Source organism: Mesorhizobium sp. M1348 (assembly GCF_040317925.1).
GTDB lineage: Bacteria > Pseudomonadota > Alphaproteobacteria > Rhizobiales > Rhizobiaceae > Mesorhizobium.
Map to the genome: position 1 here is coordinate 194,481 of NZ_JAMYLH010000006.1, position 19,846 is coordinate 214,326.

Below are 19,846 nucleotides of genomic sequence, written 5' to 3' on the forward strand. Positions count from 1 at the left end.
TCTGTCTATGCATGTCCTTGTCCCAAAACCGCTGCGCACTTTTGGGCGACATGCACCTGTGATCGCCGATCATGGTTGATATTCGGTTGACGGCGCTCGACAAGAGCCGCGATTTTGCCGAAACAATGGCGGCAAATCGATGACGTAGATCGAGCGCGCCGGGGGAACTCAAAATGCAGATCCTTTTGAAGTTCGTCAAATGGCTGCTCGGCCTGGCTGTGCTGGCCGCCGCGGTACTCGCCGGCTGGCTGTATTTCGCCCCGCCGGCACTGATCCGCGTTGGTTCCGGCTATGCGGCCAAGATCGTCTGCTCGAACGTCTTCATTGCAGGGCGAGATGCCGACGACGTGCTTGCCGTCGATGTGCAGGCGCCGGGTCATCCATTGCTGAAGCTGATGAGAGTGTCGGTCGACAAGGAGGAGGGAACGGTTTCGGCGGGCCTGTTCGGCGCGCTCGGCAAGAGTGTCGCGGTTGCGCGCGACGGGCTCGGCTGCGCCTCGGTTCCCGACGGCGATATTGCCGCCGCCGAGGCTGTCGCGGGAGCTGCACCGACGCCGGCGCCGCTGCCCGATGCGATGTGGCCGGAAGGCGACGATGTCGGTGCCTCGCAGGATCCAGAGGTCGCGAAAGTCCTCGACGATCCTTCAATGACCGGCGCCGGGATGCGGGCGGTGGTGGTGGTCAAGAACGGCCGCATCGTCGCAGAGCGCTATGGCGACGGCTTTTCCGAAAAGACGCCGCTATTGGGCTGGTCGATGACCAAGACGGTGAATGCGGCGATCGTCGGCACGCTGGTGAAGGACGGCAAGCTGGCGATGACCAACCAGGGTCTGTTCGGTCCCTGGAAGGGAGATGGCCGCGCCATGATCAGCCTCGCCGACATGATGGCGATGTCGAGCGGGCTGGAATTCAACGAGGATTATGGCGACGTCGCCGATGTAACGCGGATGCTCTATCTCGAACCGGACATGGCGGGCTTTGCCGGATCCAAGCCGCTGACCGGCGAGGTCGGCAAGGTGTTTTCCTATTCGAGCGGCACGGCGGTGATGCTGTCCAGGCTGTGGCAGGACGCAATCGGCGACAAGGACAAGGCACTGGCCTGGCCGAGGACCGCGCTGTTCGATCCGCTCGGCATGCAGAGCGCTGTGCTTGAAGCCGACGAGCACGGCACCTTCGTCGGCTCGTCCTATCTCTATGCCACGTCACGCGACTGGGCGCGCTTCGGCCAGTTCCTGCTGCAGGGCGGCGTCTGGAACGGCAAAGCGATCCTGCCCGCCGGCTTCGTCGACTGGATGCGGGAACCGGCAACTGCCTCGAACGTCTACGGCAAGGGACAATTATGGATCGAAGGGCCGGGCGACGAGGAAAACCCCGGCGCCGGCATTGCCGTCGGCCTGCCCAAGGACACCTATTGGATGGAGGGGCATGACGGACAAACGGTCGCCATCATCCCCTCGGAGCAACTGGTTGTGTTGCGGCTCGGGCTGACGCCGGCCAGGCTCGGCTACCGGCCGCAGGCGATGGTAGCGGCGCTGGTCAAGGTGCTGCATTAGGCTGTATCGATATTCAGGTGATGCCGGCCTGCAAACGGCGGTTTCCTGCGCTTCCGGTGCTCACGTACCCAAAAGTACGCTCCGCTCCGGTTCTCGGAACCCACCGTTTTCGACTCGGCCTGACCTGAATCTCAACACATCCTGGCTATCGACTGGGGCCGACCACAGCGAGCCAGGCATAGCCGCGATAAAGCGTTTGGAAACGGAAGCTTGCGCCAACTCTTGCAGATTCCGAATCCAGAACCGCGCGCAGCGATTGACGTGGCTCGACATGGAATTTTTTCAGCCAGCCGCGCAGCAGCGTGCGGAACCAGCCGGGCAGGGCTTCCTGCTGGCCAAAATCGACGACATGCAGCGAGCCGCCAGGCGACAGGGCAGCAAGAGCCGCGGATACCGTCTTCTCCCAGCCGGGGATCATCGACAGCGAATATGAGACAAAGACGCGGTCGAAACTTTCGACGCCGAACAGCGCCTTTGCGTCGAAATCCGTGGCATCGCCGCGCTCCAGCGTGACGCGACCGGAGAGGCCTTCGCGGGCAAGGGCGGCGGTGGCCGTCTCCAGCATCTCGGCCGAAATATCGAGGCCGAAGAAGCGCGCGCCGGGATAGCGGCGGGCGGCGAGGATGATGTTGCGGCCGGTGCCGCAGCCAAGCTCGAGCACGGTGCCGCCGGCCGGCACATCCAGTTCGGCGATAAGCCGGTCGCGGCCGAGCAAATAGTATTTGCGGGTCAGGTCGTAGATGTGGCGCTGCCAACGATAGACGCCGTCCATCAACTCGGCATGGCTGGCCGGCAATTCGGTCGCGCTCATGCGCCGTGCTTCACGTAGAGATGGAAGCCGCCATAGATGGCCGAGCGATCGCGGGCCGAGTACTCGCGCGAGGCGTCGTTCTCGTAGCGCCACTGGTCGAGCAGCGAATTCGAGACGCGGCCGGGCAGCAGGCTGGGTTCCGCCGCGGTGCGGAAGATGACGCGGGCGCCGGTGGAGGCGGTTCGGGTGATCTCGGCCCACAACCCGTTGAGCTGGTCGTCGGTCATCCAGTCCTGTGCATCGAGCAGCACGAAGCGGTCGACCGAGCCGGCATCCTTGCCGGCAAGGAACTCGATCAGATTGGCGTGGTGGATGGCAACGCGATCGACATTGTTGCGGATCGTCTTGTAGTTGCGCTTTTCGAGATAGGCGGGCAGGGCGGCCTCGCCCGGATTAGGGTAGCGGCGGGCGAAAGCCTGCCAGGCGAAATAATTGGTCTTCAGCGGAAAATCGCAGGCGAGCTTTTCCAGTCGTGCCTTCAGCACGCTGGCCATGGTGCCGTCACCCGAGGTGATCAGCGAATCGTACTGGGCCGGCGGAATGCCGAGGCCGAACAGCGAAGCCTTTCGCGATGTCGCCCATTTTAGCAGCGGTTTTTCGAAGACCGGCGCCAGCTCTTCGTCGAAGAAGCGGCGCTGATCGGCGATGCTCTTGGCGTCCATGATGCCGGCCGGGTCGACACCGAAGAATTTTGCGGTGCGGTGGCCCATGGCGATGAACAGGCCGAGCAGGCCGGTCTGGTAGAAATTACGGTCGAAGACGGCGATGCGGCGACGGCCGCGCCAGTTGCGGCGCTCCCAATAATGGCGGCTGACCGGGTCGAGATGCGGTGCGATGAAGCGATCGTAGGCCTGCGAATTGTGCCCGGTCCCAGCCGCGCCGAAGAAACGGAACAGGTCGCCCTGCGACGGCAGGTGACGCACCGCTGCGAGCTTCATGCGGTTCAGCGCAATATGCGCGGCGTTGAGGTCGACGGCGTCGATCCTTTCCGGCGACCGGGTGAGATAGGCGAGGATGTTACAGCCGCCAGACGCGATGGTGACGATACGGTGGCCCGTCCCGAGCTGCATCGCGTCCATGTCGATTTCGGGGTCTTCCCAGATCTGCGGGTAGACAAGGCCGGAGAACAGGAAGGCAAACAAGCGCTCGGAGATGCCGGCTTTCGACAGCGGACGGTTCTGGTAGACGGCCTTGCCGACTTCCTTGCCGCGGCGAAAAACCAGTTCCCCAGAAATGTCCGTCATGGCAAGGCGATTCCCCGTTTGCTTTGCCGCAAGCGGGTAGCGCAGGGTCATGACAGGCCAGTGACAGCCGGAGGCATCGAGAATTCTACTCCGGTGGTCATCTGGTGCGGTTTTCTGCGCTTCCGACGCTCACGGACCCAAATGTCCGCTCCGCTTCGGTTCTCGAAAACCACCCCACCTGACTCGCGGGAGCGAATTCTGGCTGCCTCCTCTAGGAGCGGCCAAATCCGCCGGGGGTCGGCGTCGTCACGATGACCGCCTCGCCGGCGTCGAGCACGGTCTGGTCGCAGGCCTTCAGGACCTCGACGCGGCCATCCTTCCGGCGGACCTTGGTCGAGCCGACCTCGCCATCGCCGCCTCCGTCCAGTCCCTGCGGCGGGCGGTTGCGATGCGAGGACAGGATCGCGCATTCCATCTTTTCGAGGAAGCGGATGGTGCGCTTGGTGCCGTCGCCGGCATTCCATTTGCCTTTGCCGCCGGAGCCTTCGCGGATATGGAAATCCTCGAGCAATACCGGGAAACGCAGTTCCAGCACTTCCGGATCGGTCAGGCGCGAATTGGTCATATGGGTGTGGACGCCGGAGGTGCCGGCAAAGCCGCGGCCGTCGTTCATCCGGCCGGCCGGCGAGCCCGAGCAGATCGTCTCGTAATACTGGTACTGCTTGTTGCCGAAGGTGAGATTGTTCATCGTGCCTTGCGCATTGGCCAACGCCCCCATCGCCCCGAACAGCGCGTTGGTGACGTGCTGCGAGGTCTCGACATTGCCGGCGACGACTGCCGCGGGATAGGCGGGCTTCAGCATCGAGCCGTCGGGAATGATGATATTGATCGGCCGCAGACATCCGGCATTCATCGGGATGTTGTCTTCGACCATGACGCGGAAGGCATAAAGCACAGCTGCTCGGGCGACTGGCTCTGGCGCATTGAAATTGTTCTTCATCACCGGCGACGTCCCGGTGAAGTCGACGGTCGCTTCGCGCTTCTCCCGGTCGACCGATATCTTCACCTTGATCTTTTGGCCGGTGTCGGTCGGATATTCGTATTCGGAACTGTCGGGCAGCCGCTCCAGAACGCGGCGCACGCTTTCGGCGGCATTGTCCTGGACGTGACCCATATAGGCTTCGACCACGCCAAGGCCGAAATGCGCGACCATCTTGCGCAGCTCGGCGACGCCCTTTTCGTTCGCGGCGATCTGCGCCTTGAGGTCGGCGATGTTCTGGTGCGGATTGCGCGCCGGGTAGGGGTGGTCGGTGAGCAGCGTCTCCAGGTCCTTCTCGCGGAACCGGCCGCGATCGACGATGCGGAAATTGTCGAACAGCACGCCTTCCTCGTCGACGGTTGTGGCAAGCGGCGTCATCGAGCCGGGCGCCGTGCCGCCGATGTCGGCATGGTGGCCACGCGAGGCGACGTAGAAGAGGATTTCCTCCCCCCTTGAGGGGAGGTGCCGCCGGAGGCGGCGGAGGGGGTCGCTGCGGCAGTGCTCGACGCACTTGTGGTGCCTTCTGAGAGGACCCCACCCGGCCGCTTCGCGGCCACCCTCCCCTCAAGGGGGAGGGAAAACACCGGCGTCACCACGGTAATGTCAGGCAGATGGGTGCCGCCATTGTAAGGTGCGTTGAGGGCAAAGACATCGCCGGGATGGATGTCGCCGGAGTTGAGCCGGATGATGGTCTCCACGGAGCGGTCCATCGAGCCGAGATGCACTGGCATATGCGGCGCGTTGGCGACCAGCGCGCCGTTCCGATCGAAAACGGCGCAGGAGAAATCGAGCCGCTCCTTGATGTTGACGGAATAGGCAGTGTTTTGCAGCGTTACGCCCATCTGTTCGGCGATCGACATGAACAGGTTGTTGAAGACCTCCAGCATCACCGGATCGGCTTCGGTGCCGAGTGCGGCGTGCCGGCGCTTCTTCTCGACGCGCCGCATCAATACGTGGTCCTTGGCGGTGATCTCGGCCTGCCAGCCCGGCTCGACGACAATGGTCTGGTTCGGCTCGATGATCAAAGCGGGGCCGGCGATCTTGTTACCGGGCTTCAGCGTTTCGCGAGGGAAGATGCCGGCGTCGCGCCAGACGCCGTCGACAAAGATTTTCCGGGTCCCGGAAGAACTTGCGGCCACGTCTTCAACAACTGAATCGCCTTCGTCGCGGCCGGTGCCGCCGGTATCGGTACCTTCGACGCCGACCGATTCGACGATCATCGGCTTGTCGTCGTAGACGAAACCGAACTGCGCCTTGTGCGCCAGTTCGAAGTCCGCCTTGGCCTGCGCAATCGAGCCGTGCCCAAAGTTCACTGGCAGCGCGGTATCGGTGCCGTCGTATCGGATCTGCAGCACCGGCTTCGAGGCGACCGCGTCTTCGCTGATGCCTTGCGCAGCGAGTTCGTCGATGACGGCTTTGCGCAGCGTTGCGATGAGTTCATCGATTGCTGGCTCGGAATCTTCCGCCAGCGGCTTCAGCAGCGCCTGCTGGCGTGACGCAAATACAGAGGACAGGCCGATGCCGTATGCCGAGAGCAGGCCAGAGAACGGATGGATCAGCACCGCCTCCATGCCAAGCGCATCGGCGACCAGGCAAGCGTGCTGGCCGCCAGCGCCGCCGAAACAGTTCAGGAGGTATTCGGTGACATCGTAGCCGCGCTGCACCGAAATCTTCTTGATGGCGTTGGCCATGTTTTCGACGGCGATGGTGATGAACCCTTCGGCGACGGTTTCCGGCGAGCGGCCGTCGCCGATCTCGGCGGCAAGGGCCGCGAATTTTTCGCGAACCGTCTGCACGTCGAGCGGTTCGTCCTGGCCCGGTCCAAAAATAGCCGGGAAGAACTCGGGCTGCAGCTTGCCCAGCATGACATTGGCGTCGGTGACGGCCAACGGGCCGCCGCGCCTATAGGCGGCCGGGCCGGGATTGGCGCCGGCCGAATCCGGCCCGGCGCGGAAGCGGCCGGCCTCATAATGCAGGATCGAGCCACCGCCGGCGGCGACCGTGTGGATGCGCATCATCGGCGCGCGGATGCGTACGCCGGCGACCTCCGTGTCAAAGGCGCGCTCGTAGTCGCCATCATAGTGCGCGACATCGGTGGAGGTGCCGCCCATGTCGAAGCCGATGACCTTGCCGAAACCGGCGAGTTTTGCCGTCTCGACCATGCCGACGACACCGCCAGCCGGGCCGGACAACAGCGCATCCTTGCCTTGGAACATGTCGGCGGCGGTGAGGCCGCCCGACGACATCATGAACATGAGGCGAGGGCTTTCCCTCCCCCTTGAGGGGAGGGTGGCGGCGAAGCCGCCGGGTGGGGTCGGCTCGACTGGGTGCGACACTCTGGCGGTGCCTTCTGAGATGACCCCCTCTGGCTGCTGCGCAGCCATCTCCCCCTCGAGGGGGGAGAGGGCACCCAGTTCCTCCGCCACCTTCTGCACATACCTTGCCAGGATCGGCGACAGATAGGCATCGACCACCGTGGTGTCGCCGCGGCCGACCAGCTTGATCAGCGGCGAGACCTCGTGACTGACCGAGACCTGCGAGAATCCGCGCTTTCGACAGACTTTGGCGACCGCCTTTTCGTGCTCGGGGTGTTTCCAGGCATGCATGAAGACGATTGCGACCGCATCGATGCCGTCCGCCTTGGCCTGTTCGATGGCAGGACGCACGACGGCGATGTCGAGCAGGCGCTCGACACTGCCGTCGGCGCGAACCCTTTCGTCGATTTCGACGACACGCTCATAGAGCTGTTCGGGAAGGATGATCTGCTTGGCAAAGATATCGGGCCTCGCCTGATAGGCAATCCTCAGCGCATCGCGGAACCCTTTGGTGATGAGCAGCAGCACGCGGTCGCCCTTGCGCTCGAGAAGCGCATTGGTGGCGACCGTGGTGCCCATTTTGACATCGCCGATCAGAGCGGAGGGGATTGGGGCGCCGGGCTGGACGCCGAGCAGTTCGCGAATGCCCTGGATGGCAGCATCGGCATAGGCTTCGGGATTTTCCGAAAGGAGTTTCCTGGGATGCAGCCCGCCCTCGGGGTCACGGCCGATGACGTCGGTGAAGGTACCGCCGCGGTCGATCCAGAAATCCCATTTTGCGGTCATTGCAGCGCCTCCGGGCATTTTCATTTATGCATCCTGTTAATGCTCGACGCTTTGTACGGCCAAGCGCTTGATGTTACACGCGGAAACGCAACGTTACGAAACTCATCATGAGCTGATGCATTGTGCCCTCGATCGTCGCCGGTAACGGTGGCGTGATTAGAGGAGAGATATCATGAAGAAACTCATTCTTGCGTCGGTGTCGGCGCTTGCGTTGCTTGGCCTTGCCGCCTGCAGCAACAGCGGCACCGACAACACCACGACGCAGAGCACCAACCCGCCGGCATCCGACCAGACGATGAAGCCGGCCGCTCCTGACGCAAACAAGCCTGCCGAGCCGGCGCCGGCGCCCGCTCCTGCGCCGGCTGCCCCTGCGCAGTAGTCAATGTGACAAACCAAGAAAGGCCGGCTCACACGCCGGCCTTTCTGCTGCTTACGATATCCGCGCCTCGCGGCCGAGTGCGACGATGCTGGTAACCGCACGCGAAAAGTACCGTCTCGCCCCTTACGTGCCGCCGAAACGACGGCACCAAGGCGCAAATCGCCAGGCTCATTGCTTGCGCGCCGCGGCTGCCCTCTGTGGATTTTCCACGGGTGAGCGCTAGCGCCCGCCGCCGCAGCAGGAATTGCGTCAAATCGATTGGGCCAGCCCCCGCGGCACTGTCTTGGCTTGATAGCGATGGGCGGTTGGTCCTATGAAGCCCTCATGTCGATTTGGGACCGCCTCGGCGACTTCGTCACACGCGTTTCATCTTCAGCGTCGTCAGGCGTCGCCGAAGTGGTCGAGGCCGTGCGCACGGTTTTCTCCGGCGATGCCGATCTGCGCCGGCGCGTCGCCTTCTCGGTGGCGATGATCGCCCTGTCGGCCAAGATGGCCAAGGCAGACGGCATCGTCACGCAAGACGAGGTGCGCGCCTTCCAGGACATATTCGAGGTGCCGAAGGAACAGAGGCGCAATGTGGCGCGGCTCTACGATTTGGCCAAACGCGACATTGCCGGTTTCGAGACCTATGCCGAGCGGATGGCGCAGCTTTGCGGTTCGGGCCATTCGAACTGCCTGATGCTGGAGGATATACTCGACGGGCTGTTCCACATCGCCAAGGCCGACGGGCTGGTGCATGAGCGCGAGGGCCAATTCCTGCATCGCATCGCCGAGATCTTCCGCATCGATGAGGCGCATTACCAGAGCATCCTGGCGCGGCATGTCGATCTGGGTGCCGCCGATCCTTATGTCGTGCTCGGCATCGAGCGTGGGAAGCCGTTCGAGGAGGTCCGCAGGCGCTACCGCAAGCTGGTCTCCGACAATCATCCGGACCGGCTGATCGCACGCGGCCTGCCGCAGGAATTCATCAAGATCGCGACGACCAGGCTGGCGGCGATCAACGCGGCCTATGAGATGATCGAGCGAGGCCTGCGGCACGCATGAGCGGCTTTCCGCCCGACGAGCCGAGCGCCGAGGTCAGGGTATCGCCGAATTTCGGACCACGGCGCGGGACGCTCGGACCCGATATGATCGTGCTGCACTACACCGGCATGGCGACCGGCGCCGGTGCCGAGGCATGGCTGTGCGATCCGGCAAGCGAGGTCTCGTCGCACTATCTGGTCCATGAGGACGGCCGCATTGTTCAGATGGTAAGGGAAAGCGACCGCGCCTGGCATGCCGGCAAGAGCTCGTGGTTCGGACAGAGCGACGTCAACTCCTGCTCGATCGGCATCGAGATCGTCAATCCGGGGCATACGCTCGGCTATCGCAACTTTCCAAAACCGCAGATCGACGCGGTGATCGGCCTGTGCGCCGGGATCATCAAGCGCCATTCCATTCCGGCGCAGCGGGTGCTCGCCCATTCCGACGTGGCACCGGGGCGCAAGGTCGATCCGGGCGAGAAATTCCCATGGAAAATCCTGTTCGCCGCCGGTGTCGGCCATGTTGTGTCGGCAGCACCGATCCGGCGCGGCGCCGTGCTGAAGCCAGGCGATACCGGCGCCGAGGTCGAGGCGCTGCAGTCGATGCTGGCGCTCTATGGTTATGGCGTCGAGATCACCGGCGCTTTCGACCGGCAGACCGAAATCGTGGTCGAGGCATTTCAGCGGCATTTCCGGCAGCGCCTGGTCGATAGCATGGCTGACGGATCGACGATCCGCACGCTGGAAAGGCTGCTCGCTTCCGCAAGGATAGCCTCTCTCAAATAGTCTTTCCCAAGCTTCAAAGTTACAATCTGTTACCCAAAGTGACTTGCCTCGCCTTCTTTGGCGCCAATTCGGTCGTCAAAGGCGATCCGTACAGATTGTCGGACCTCTATCCCCCAGATGTTCCGATGTTGATTGAGGGTATCTGCGCGAAGTTCTTTGTGCAGATCAAACAGAACAGGATCACATGCAGAAATTGACCGTTTTAACGGCAGCCATTGCTGCCGGCGTAATGACTTTTGCCTTCAGTGCAGCGAACAGCGCACCGCTGAGCCAACGGGCCGATCAGGGCTTCAGTGCCGCAGCCGGCAAAACCGCCACGCCGAAAGCAACCCGTGGTACGAAAGTAGAGAAGACCGCCACCGCAAAAGTGGAAAAAGCGGCCGCGGTAAAGACGGAAAAGCCAGCCTCCGCAAAAAAGCCAACCGCTGCGAGAAAGACAATCTCCAAACAGCATGTGAAGCGTAACCGCAAACGCATCGACCACATGGCAACGGCGTCGGTCGCTCCGAAAAGCAGGCCAGCGCCCCAGGCGGCGGTTGTCGGCGCCAGCGGACAGTATTCGGCGATCATTGCGCGTTATGCCGCCAGCTATGGCGTCCCGGTGTCGCTCGCCAATGCCGTAATCAAGATCGAGAGCAACTACCAGCCGAACCAGGTCGGCAGCGCCGGCGAGATCGGCCTGATGCAGATCAAGCCGGCGACGGCAAGGATGATGGGCTATAGCGGTTCTGTTCAGGGTCTCTACGATCCCGATACCAACATCAAATACGGCATGAAGTACCTTGCCATGGCGCGGGATCTCGGCGGTGGCACGACCTGCGGCACGATCCTGAAATACAATGCCGGCCACGCCGCCACACGGATGAACCCGGTGTCCGCAGCCTATTGCGGCAAGGTCAAGGTGCAGCTGGCAGCACTTGGAGCGCCCGCCTGACAAGCGATAACTTGCTTTTTCGTTTGCGTTTTCGGGCCTGAACCCCTTTATACGCCTTGCCAGCTGGCCGGGCGGCCGCACCCGCGAAGCCGAAAGGCTGCGGGTGAGGAAAGTCCGGGCTCCATGGAGACACGGTGCCGGTTAATGGCCGGCGGGGGCGACCCCAGGGAAAGTGCCACAGAAAGCAAACCGCCACGATCCAATCGTGGCAAGGGTGAAAGGGTGGGGTAAGAGCCCACCGCGCGACTGGCAACAGGAGCGGCACGGTAAACCCCACCGGGAGCAAGACCGAATAGGGGCGGTGCGAGGGGAAACCCTCGAGGGCTGTTTCCGGCTCACCGTCCGGGTAGGTTGCGTGAGGCGTATGGCAACATGCGCCCAAGATGAATGGCCGCCACGTTCTCGCCCCGTAAGGGGCGAGGGCCATACAGAACCCGGCTTACAGGCCAGCTGGCAGTTTCCCGAACAAAAAGAAATCTCCTGATATCAGCAGGTTGCGTCTTCGGGCGCAGCCGCTGATTCACTTTTCGACCCGGCAATCCCGCGCGACATTCCTTGAAAATGGTGCGATTAAATCGTACCATTTGGATGGCAGTACTGAGGAGCGCGTCATGGGCCAGGTCGATAAACGCAGCATCACGCTGTCGCCGGAACTGGCCGCGGCGGTCGACGACGTGGTCGCCGCCGGCGAATATGCCTCGGCAAGCGAGGTGATCCGCGACGCGCTGAGGCAATGGAAGGATCGGCGCGACCTGCTCGGCTACACCGTCGAGGAATTGCGCAGACTGGTGCAGGAGGGGATCGACAGCGGGCCGGGGCGGTTTGCGTCGATCGACGAAATAAAGAGCGAAGCGCGGAGACGATTGAAACCCGACAGCGCGGCATGAATTTGCTGGCCGGCGCAAGATCGACGCCGGCGATCTGAATTCGTGATTGCCGATTCAGCCCCCGATTGCGTCTAGCGACGCCTCGATCGCCTGCCAAAGCTCTTCCACCGGCTCGCAGCCGATCGACAGGCGAACGAAACCGGGCGGAACGGCATCTCCCCTCTTTGATCGCCGTTCGGCCGAGGTGTGTACGCCGCCGAACGATGTCGCTGCCTGCATCAAGGCGCAGTTGTTGATGAAATCTTCGGCCTTGTCCTCCGAGGCGAGCACGAACGAGATGAGAAATCCGAAGCGCTCCATCTGGGCGCGGGCAAGATTGTGCGATGGGTCGCTCTCCAGTCCCGGAAAGCGCAAGCCGCTGATCGCGCGATGGTTTTTCAGCCGTCGCGCTATCATTTCGGCGGAAGCGCACATGCGGTCGAAACGCACCTCCAGCGTTTCGAGGCCGCGATGCACCAGCCATGCCTCGAACGGCCCGGGGATGGCGCCCGACGTCTCGCGCCAGTCGGTCACCCTCGAGATAATGTCCGCGTCGCGGCTGGCGACATGGCCGAACAGCACATCGGAATGGCCGTTTGGTGCCTTGGTGTCGGCGGCAATGACGATATCGGCGCCGAGATCGAGCGGGCGCTGGCCGAAAGGCGTCATCGTCGTGTTGTCGACCACAAGCACCGCGCCCGCTTTGTGCACGGCTTCGGCGACGGCTGCGATGTCGCATATGTCCAGTCCTGGGTTGGCGGGCGTTTCGACGAAGGCAAGCCGATACCCATCGAAGCCGCCGTCGAGGAAGCTCGATGTCGGCCGGATATCATAAGCTACGCCGAAGGATTTCAGGAAACGGTCTGCCAGCGCTCGCGTCGTATGATAACCGTCGGACGGCAGCAGGATACGGTCGTCGGCTTTGAGCAGACCGAAAAATACCGCCGAGATGGCAGCCATCCCCGAGGGAAAGGCAACGCATGGGGCGTCTTCCAAATGCGCCAGCATGTGCTCGACCGCATCCCAGGTCGGATTGCTGAAGCGGCCATATTGATCGAAGCCGGTGGCGTCGCCGGGCGCATGAAAGATGGCGGCCATCGTCAGGGGCAAGGGGATGGGGTCGCCCTTGGCAAGCCTGCCGCGACGCAGATGGGGAAGTGCCGCGGCGCGCGACTTGGCTGTTTCGGACATGGTTTCAAACCTCGTTACTAACCGGAAAAGAAGATGCCGAGGCTATGCGGGGCAGCGATCCGCAGCAAGCCGCCTCCGGTTGGACCACACGGCTCTAAACGCTTCGTTAGGCTTAATAGAGGATAAAGACCGGAGTGCCGTCAAAGCTGCTCTCCCCAGTCGTGGCAGGCGCGTTTTGAAGACTGTTCCCGTTGACGCCCATAACACCCCATGATATCCCATTCCGATACTCAAGCCTTCGTTCCGTGTCAGGGTGAAGCGTACGCCAATCGGGCAGCCGCGGCGGCTGCGCGTTTGCCTGCGTTCGCCCGTCATGATGAAGCGGGTTTTGGAAGTCGACCGGGGCGGGGCGGCGCGGACGGGAAGATGCAGAGGGGTGCGGCGGCGCAAGCGGCCGTAACGCGTAATGGACCGGTTTCTGTCGAACGCGGTGAACAGGATCGATGCGAAGGGACGGGTGTCCGTGCCGGCGCATTTCCGTGCCGTTGTGCAGAAACGCGGCTATTCGGAACTTTATGCGCTACGCTGCCTGGATCGCCCGGCGATGGATGTCGGTGGGCTCGACCTGCTCGATCGCTACGAGCAGCGTATCGCCCAGGAAGACCCGTTCCTGCAGACGGCGGACGACATGTCGTTCTTCTGCCATGGCGATGGAACGTTTCTGAAGCTCGACCAGGACGGCCGTATCACGATGAGCGATTTCATTCGCGAGCATACCGGCATTTCAGCGGAGGTGGCCTTCGTTGGCCGCGGCAATTTCTTTCAGATCTGGGAGCCGGGACGGCTCAGCGCCTATGGGACGGAAGCACGCGCCCGGCTTTTGCAGCTTCGGCAGGGCACGAAGTCCGGGGAGCGGCCGGAATGATGGCGGGCGACGGCGATGAAGTTCATGCCGTTGGCGGACCAGCCCGTCACATTCCGGTCCTCCTTGCCGAAGTTCTGGAGGCGCTGGCGCCGACAAAAGGCGAGGTGATCGTCGACGGCACGTTCGGTGCCGGCGGCTACACCAAGGCCATTCTGGCAAGCGGAGCCTCGGTCGTCGCCATCGACCGCGATCCGGATGCGATCGCGGCGGGGCGGGCCCTTGAACAGCAGTCCGGCGGCAAGCTCAGGCTTGTCCAGGCACCGTTCTCCACGCTCGACGAGCAGGTTGAAAGTGCCGATGGCGTCGTGCTCGACATCGGCATCTCCTCCATGCAGATCGACCAGCCGGAGCGCGGCTTTTCGTTCCGGGCCGATGGACCGCTCGACATGCGCATGGCGCAGGCGGGCCTGAGCGCCGGCGACGTCGTCAATACCTTCAAGGTGGGCGATCTTGCCCGCATCTTCGGTTTTCTCGGCGAGGAACACCATGCCGGGCGCATCGCCCGCATGATCGAGAGCCGTCGCGAAAAACGCCCCTTCGAGCGCACGCTCGACCTTGCCGATGCCATCGAGACGCATATCGGTCGCGCGCCAAAAGACAAGATCCATCCGGCCACCCGCGTTTTCCAGGCGCTGCGCATCTTCGTCAATGACGAACTCGGCGAACTGGCCAAGGCACTGTTTGCCGCCGAGCGCGTGCTGAAACCGGGCGGCCGGCTTGCCGTGGTGACCTTCCATTCGCTCGAGGACCGCATCGTCAAGCGCTTCATCGCCGACAGAGCCGATTCAGCCACCGGATCGCGGCATCTGCCCGAGGCGCAGGCGCGCACCGCCACCTTCACCAAGAAGGGCGGCGGCGTGACGCCTGGCGATGCCGAGATATCGGCAAATCCGCGGGCGCGCTCGGCAAGGCTGCGCGCTGCGATCCGTACAGAGGCGCCGGCCCGTGCCGGCGATTTTTCGATTTTCGGCCTGCCAAAACTGCCTGGCCCAAAGCTTCCCGGCGCCGATCGACCGGGAGAGAGGTGAGCACGTGTTTCGTACCAGCGACATAGTCCTGATCGCCGTCATGGTTTCGGCAGCTGCCCTGACCTACAAGACCAAGCGCGAGGCCGAGGAGCAACTGGCGGCAGTGCACAAGATCCAGGCGCAGATCCGTTATGAAGAGGACACGATCGACCTGCTCAAGGCGGACTGGAGCCTGCTTACCCAGCCGTCGCGCCTGCAGAAGCTCACCGAAATCTACAAATCGCAACTCGGACTCGAGCCGGTCAACGCGCGGCAGATCGTCGGGCTGGACGATCTGCCGGCGAAACCCGTCAACATCGAGGACCTTTCATCGCAGCGGCTGGGTGGCATGGCCGATGTCGGCGGCAAGGATCCCGTGGTGACCGGAGGCATCGTCCAATGATCACCGGATTTCCAATGGCTGCCAGATTTCCAAAGATTGGGAGGCTGCTGAAGCGCGGTTCGAAGCCCGGCGCGGGCGGATCGATCGTGGTCGAAGGTGCCCGCAAGGCGACCGGTGGCAAGGGCAGGACCCGCATCGTCATGACGATGGCGGTGTTCTTCGGCATCTATTCGACCATTGCCGGGCGGCTGGTTTATCTGGGTTTCCAGAATCCCGACCTGTCGGGCGGCCCGCAGAGCCGGGTGACGGCATCGCGACCCGACATCGTCGACCGTAACGGCGAAGTGCTGGCGACCGACATCAAGACCGCGTCGCTGTTTGCCGAACCGCGCCGCATCGTCGATGCCGACGAGGCGATCGAAAAGCTGTCGACGGTACTTCCCGAGATCGACTACGAGCAGACATACAACAAGCTGAAGAGCGGCGCCGGCTTCGTCTGGCTGCAGCGTCAACTGACACCGAAGCAGCAGGCCGACATCATGCAGCTCGGCATCCCCGGCTTCGGCTTCCGCACCGAAAAGCGCCGGTTCTATCCGGCCGGCGAAACCTCGTCCTACATTGTCGGCCTCACCAACATCGACAATCAGGGCATCTCCGGCATGGAGAAATACATCGACGAACAGGGTTTGAGCGACCTTCAGGCGTCGGGCCTGGCGGTAGCCAAGGATTTGAAGCCGGTGCAGCTCTCGATCGACCTGCGCGTCCAGCATATACTGCGTGACGAGGTCGCCACCGGCATGGAAAAGTACCATGCGATCGCGGCGGGCGCCGTTGTGCTCAACGTCAAGACCGGCGAGGTGCTGGCGATGGCCTCGGTTCCGGATTTCGATCCGAACAATCCCTATAACGCTCAGGACAAGGACCGGCTCAACCGTATGTCGGCCGGCCTCTACGAAATGGGCTCGACCTTCAAGAGCTTCACCACCGCCATGGCGCTCGATTCCGGCAAGATAACGCTGCAAAGCCGCTTCGACGCGTCGCGCCCGATCAGGATCGGCCATCAAACCATCCATGATTTCCATGGCAAAGGCCGGGTGCTGTCGGTGCCGGAAGTGTTCATCTACTCGTCCAACATCGGCTCGGCCAAGGAAGCCGAAGCGGTTGGCATCGACGGACACCGCGAATTCCTGCATCGCCTGGGAATCCTCGAGAAGATGCAGACCGAACTGCCGGAAGTCGCTCGGCCGACCGAGCCCAAGGTCTGGAAGCAGGTCAATTCGATTACTATCGCCTTCGGCCACGGCGTGTCGACGACGCCGCTGCAGACAGCGGTCGGCTGCGCCGCGCTGATGAATGGCGGCTATCTGATGGACCCGACCTTCCTGCCGCGCACGCAGGAGCAGGCGATGGCGGTGGCCAAGAAAGTGGTCAGCGACAAGACCGTCGAGGGCATGCGCTATCTCTATGCACTCAATGCCGAAAAGGGATCCGGCCGCAATGCACGGGTGCCAGGATACCGGGTGGGCGGCAAGACGGGAACGGCGGAGAAGGTCGTCAACGGCCGCTACTCGAAGGAAAAGAATTTCAACGCCTTCGTTGCGGCTTTCCCAATGGACGATCCGCAATACATAGTGCTTACGATCGCCGACGAACCGAAGCCGGAAAAGCCCGGCATGGGTGCTACGGCCGCCTCGAACGCGGGCATCATGGCTGCAAACATCATCCGACGTGCGGCTTCCATGCTTGGCGTGAAGCCAGATTTCAGCCATGAAAATGGTGCAACGCTGGTTTCCTATCAGTGATTCTTGGGGCGCGCCGGCAACTGCGCGCTATTTTGTTGCGATGAACGGGGTTCGATGAAGCTGAAAAATCTAGCCGGTATCCTGCCTGTCGGGGGGACAGCTTCCTTCGACATGGAGGTTACAGGGATTTCGTCGGATTCCCGCCAGGTAACACGGGGTGTCGTCTTTTTCGCGCTCACCGGCTCCAAGGCGGATGGCGCAGCCTATGCAGCCGATGCCGCGAGCCGCGGCGCTGCAGCGATCGTGGTCGGCAAGGGCAGTGCGGTCGCCGGGCTGCCAGTTCCAGTTCTTGTCGTAGACGATCCGCGCCTTGCGCTGGCGCTGAGTGCTGCCCGTTATTTCGGCAAGCAACCGCAAACCATGGTCGCGGTGACCGGCACCAGCGGCAAGACCTCCGTCGCCGCATTCACCCGACAGATATGGGAGCAGGCGGGTTTGGTCGCCGCTTCGATCGGCACGACCGGTGTGGTGGCGCCGGGCCGCAACGAATATGGCTCGCTGACCACGCCGGATCCGGTCGCGCTGCACAGGCTGCTCAAGGAGTTGGCGGAGGCCGGCGTCACCCACGCCTCGATGGAAGCGTCCAGCCATGGCCTCGACCAGCGCCGGCTCGACGGCGTCAAGCTTGCGGCCGGCGGCTTCACCAATCTCGGCCGCGACCATATGGACTATCATCCGACGGTCGAGGACTATCATCGCGCCAAATTGCGTCTGTTCGACGCGCTGCTGCCGAAGGGCGCGCCGGCCATCATCTTTGCCGATGACCCGTGGTCGGAGCCGACGATCAAGGCGGCGCGGGCAGCGGGACTGAACGTGCTGACGGTCGGCCGCCACGGCGATTTCCTGCGGCTGAAGCGGGTCGAGCACGAGCGCCACCGCCAACGCGCCGAGGTCGAAGTTGACGGCGTTCTCCATGAAGTCGACTTGCCGCTGGCCGGCGACTTCCAGATCGCCAATGCGCTGGTGTCGGCGGGCCTCGCCATTTCGACTGGAACATCTGTTGCCAAGGCATTGATAGCGCTAGAGAAATTGAAGGGTGCACCGGGGCGGCTCGACCTCGTTGGGACGGCTGCCAATGGCGCGCCGGTCTATGTCGACTACGCGCACAAGCCGGATGCGCTGGAAAACGTGCTGGCTTCGGTGCGCCCCTTTACCACCGGCCGCGTCATCGTCGTATTCGGTTGCGGCGGTGATCGCGACCGGGGCAAGCGGCCGATCATGGGCGAGATCGCCACAAGACTGGCCGACGTCGTCATCGTCACCGACGACAATCCCCGCTCGGAAGTCCCCGAGACGATCCGCGCCGCGATTCTCGCGGCCGCACCTGGCGCCATCGAGATCGGCGACCGGCGCAAGGCCATCCACGAGGCGGTCGGGATGCTTCACGCTGGCGACACGCTGATCGTGGCCGGCAAGGGCCATGAGGAAGGCCAGACCATCCGCACCGAGACCCTGCATTTTTCCGACCATGAGGAAGTTCGCTCGGCGCTGCGGGAGCAAGCGGCGTGAGCTATCTGTGGACCTCCGAGGCGCTGGTTGCCGCCATGGATGGCCGGCCGCTCGGTCCGATGCCTGAGGGCATCGCCGGCATTTCCATCGACAGCCGCAGCCTGCAGCCGGGAGACGCTTTCTTCGCCATCAAGGGCGAGGCCATGGACGGCCATGATTTCGTCACCGCCGCCATCAAGGCGGGCGCCGGCGTGCTGGTCGTCGCCGAGGGCAAGCTGCCGTCGCTGGGACGGCTGACGGCACCGATGATCGTTGTTGAAGACGTGCTCGTCGCGCTGGAAAAGCTCGGCGTTGCCGCGCGCGCACGCTCAAACGCGAGGGTGATTGCCGTGACCGGATCGGCGGGCAAAACCACCACCAAGGAAGCACTGCGACACGCTCTCTCCGCGGTCGGTACCGTGCATGCATCGGCCCAGTCGTTCAACAATCACTGGGGTGTGCCGCTGACGCTGGCGCGCATGCCGCAGGATTGCGACTATGCCGTCTTCGAGATCGGCATGAACCATCCGGACGAGATCCGGCCTCTGGTCAAGATGGTCCGGCCGCATGTCGCCATCATCACGCTGATCGCCGCCGCTCATCTCGGCTTCTTCCGCAACATGGACGAGATCGCCAAGGCCAAGGCGGAGGTTTTCGAAGGGCTGGAGCCCGGTGGCGCTGCCCTTCTCAACCGCGACGACTCGCGCTGGAAGCTGCTGGAGAAGTTGGCGAAAGAGGCCGGCGTCGAGCATGTTTACGGGTTCGGCGAGAATGCCCGGGCGACCTTCAAACTGATCAAATGCGAGCTCAATGCCGATCACTCCGTCATCACCGCTAAGATTGGCGGGCATGAGATCGTCGCCAGGATCGGCGCGCCGGGCCGCCATATGGTGCAGAATGTGCTGGCGGTGCTGGGTGCAGCGCATCTGGTCGGCGCCGACGTCACCAGGGTTGCGCAGGCGCTGGCCGATCTTTCGCCCGAACGCGGACGCGGCAAGCGCTATGTGTTGCGTCATCCCAAGGGGCCGATCACGCTGATCGACGAGAGCTACAACGCCAATCCGGCGTCGATGAGCGCTGCGATGGCACTGCTCAACACGACACCGGTGTCGGGCGAAGGCAGGCGCATTGCCGTGCTCGGCGATATGCTCGAGCTCGGCAGCCATTCGGCGAAATTGCATGCCGCGCTTGCCGACCTGATCGTCGGCACCGACACGCGCACGGTTTTTCTCGGCGGTCCGGAAATGCGGGCGCTGGCCGACGTCTTGCCCGGCGAGATCAGGACGGAGTACCGCGCCGGCGCGGAAGATCTGAAACCGGTTCTTCTATCGGAATTGAAGCCCGGCGACGTGGTCATGATCAAATCGTCGAAGGGCATAGGCTTTTCAAAGCTGGTCGAGGCGTTGCTCGGCACGTTTCCGGCGGAAGCCACAACCAGCAGACAGACCTAGGATCGGTCCGGGGGACGCAAGCGC

Annotated in this window: 15 protein-coding genes, 1 other RNA gene and 1 pseudogene; 13 read left to right on the forward strand and 4 right to left on the reverse strand. The window is 63.1% G+C overall.

Annotation, left to right across the window (positions count from 1 at the left end; genetic code table 11):
* The first annotated feature begins 173 nt into the window (after positions 1-173).
* Positions 174-1,553: a serine hydrolase domain-containing protein gene (locus NKH13_RS13440; RefSeq protein WP_352716839.1), complete on the forward strand. Its 1,380-nt coding sequence runs from the start codon at positions 174-176 to the stop codon at positions 1,551-1,553.
* A gap of 145 nt (positions 1,554-1,698) precedes the next feature.
* On the opposite strand, the gene NKH13_RS13445 is transcribed toward NKH13_RS13440, so the two are convergent.
* From NKH13_RS13445 to NKH13_RS13455, 3 genes and pseudogenes are all read right to left on the reverse strand, one after another.
* A complete protein-coding gene (locus NKH13_RS13445) occupies positions 1,699-2,364 on the reverse strand; it encodes a class I SAM-dependent methyltransferase (protein WP_352912750.1) in 666 nt (221 codons plus the stop codon).
* Positions 2,361-3,659, reverse strand: coding sequence for a BtaA family protein (locus NKH13_RS13450; protein ID WP_352716835.1), 1,299 nt, complete (start codon positions 3,657-3,659; stop codon positions 2,361-2,363). Before NKH13_RS13450 ends, NKH13_RS13445 begins: the two co-directional genes overlap by 4 nt.
* A gap of 160 nt (positions 3,660-3,819) precedes the next feature.
* A pseudogene (locus tag NKH13_RS13455) lies at positions 3,820-7,688 on the reverse strand (hydantoinase B/oxoprolinase family protein).
* A 172-nt stretch (positions 7,689-7,860) separates the two neighbouring features.
* Here NKH13_RS13455 and NKH13_RS13460 point away from each other — a divergent pair.
* The 6 genes from NKH13_RS13460 (at position 7,861) to NKH13_RS13485 (ending at position 11,696) form a co-directional block, all read left to right on the forward strand.
* Entirely contained in the window at positions 7,861-8,067 is a 207-nt protein-coding gene (locus tag NKH13_RS13460; protein ID WP_023676780.1) for a hypothetical protein, read from the forward strand.
* A gap of 324 nt (positions 8,068-8,391) precedes the next feature.
* Positions 8,392-9,111, forward strand: coding sequence for a TerB family tellurite resistance protein (locus tag NKH13_RS13465; protein WP_352716832.1), 720 nt, complete (start codon positions 8,392-8,394; stop codon positions 9,109-9,111).
* Positions 9,108-9,875 (forward strand): N-acetylmuramoyl-L-alanine amidase, encoded by a 768-nt coding sequence (locus NKH13_RS13470; RefSeq protein WP_352912751.1) that lies wholly within the window; start codon positions 9,108-9,110, stop codon positions 9,873-9,875. Before NKH13_RS13465 ends, NKH13_RS13470 begins: the two co-directional genes overlap by 4 nt.
* A gap of 184 nt (positions 9,876-10,059) precedes the next feature.
* Positions 10,060-10,809, forward strand: a complete 750-nt coding sequence (locus NKH13_RS13475; protein WP_352716828.1) for a lytic transglycosylase domain-containing protein — start codon at positions 10,060-10,062, stop codon at positions 10,807-10,809.
* Between the two features lie 59 nt (positions 10,810-10,868).
* Positions 10,869-11,267: RNase P RNA component class A (gene rnpB, locus NKH13_RS13480), an RNA gene on the forward strand.
* A gap of 153 nt (positions 11,268-11,420) precedes the next feature.
* Positions 11,421-11,696, forward strand: a complete 276-nt coding sequence (locus NKH13_RS13485; RefSeq protein ID WP_352716826.1) for a type II toxin-antitoxin system ParD family antitoxin — start codon at positions 11,421-11,423, stop codon at positions 11,694-11,696.
* Between the two features lie 54 nt (positions 11,697-11,750).
* On the opposite strand, the gene NKH13_RS13490 is transcribed toward NKH13_RS13485, so the two are convergent.
* Complete coding sequence (locus NKH13_RS13490; RefSeq protein WP_352912752.1) at positions 11,751-12,866, reverse strand: cystathionine gamma-lyase; 1,116 nt, start codon at positions 12,864-12,866, stop codon at positions 11,751-11,753.
* 406 nt (positions 12,867-13,272) lie between these two features.
* Between NKH13_RS13490 and mraZ the strand changes: the two genes are divergently transcribed.
* Genes mraZ through NKH13_RS13520 form a run of 6 tightly spaced genes read left to right on the forward strand, consistent with a single transcriptional unit; the run spans position 13,273 to position 19,822 of the window.
* Complete coding sequence (gene mraZ, locus NKH13_RS13495; protein WP_352912753.1) at positions 13,273-13,731, forward strand: division/cell wall cluster transcriptional repressor MraZ; 459 nt, start codon at positions 13,273-13,275, stop codon at positions 13,729-13,731.
* On the forward strand, positions 13,728-14,759 hold the full coding sequence (gene rsmH, locus NKH13_RS13500; protein ID WP_352912754.1) for a 16S rRNA (cytosine(1402)-N(4))-methyltransferase RsmH: 1,032 nt from the start codon (positions 13,728-13,730) through the stop codon (positions 14,757-14,759). Before mraZ ends, rsmH begins: the two co-directional genes overlap by 4 nt.
* Before the next feature lie 4 nt (positions 14,760-14,763).
* Positions 14,764-15,141 carry a cell division protein FtsL gene (ftsL, locus tag NKH13_RS13505; RefSeq protein WP_292662860.1) on the forward strand — a complete coding sequence of 126 codons (378 nt, stop codon included), beginning with the start codon at positions 14,764-14,766 and terminating at the stop codon, positions 15,139-15,141.
* Positions 15,142-15,155: 14 nt separating this feature from the next.
* Positions 15,156-16,883 (forward strand): peptidoglycan D,D-transpeptidase FtsI family protein, encoded by a 1,728-nt coding sequence (locus NKH13_RS13510; RefSeq protein ID WP_352912755.1) that lies wholly within the window; start codon positions 15,156-15,158, stop codon positions 16,881-16,883.
* Positions 16,884-16,937: 54 nt separating this feature from the next.
* Positions 16,938-18,392: a UDP-N-acetylmuramoyl-L-alanyl-D-glutamate--2,6-diaminopimelate ligase gene (locus NKH13_RS13515; RefSeq protein WP_352912756.1), complete on the forward strand. Its 1,455-nt coding sequence runs from the start codon at positions 16,938-16,940 to the stop codon at positions 18,390-18,392.
* Positions 18,389-19,822 (forward strand): UDP-N-acetylmuramoylalanyl-D-glutamyl-2,6-diaminopimelate--D-alanyl-D-alanine ligase, encoded by a 1,434-nt coding sequence (locus NKH13_RS13520; RefSeq protein WP_352912757.1) that lies wholly within the window; start codon positions 18,389-18,391, stop codon positions 19,820-19,822. Before NKH13_RS13515 ends, NKH13_RS13520 begins: the two co-directional genes overlap by 4 nt.
* Positions 19,823-19,846 lie beyond the last annotated feature (24 nt).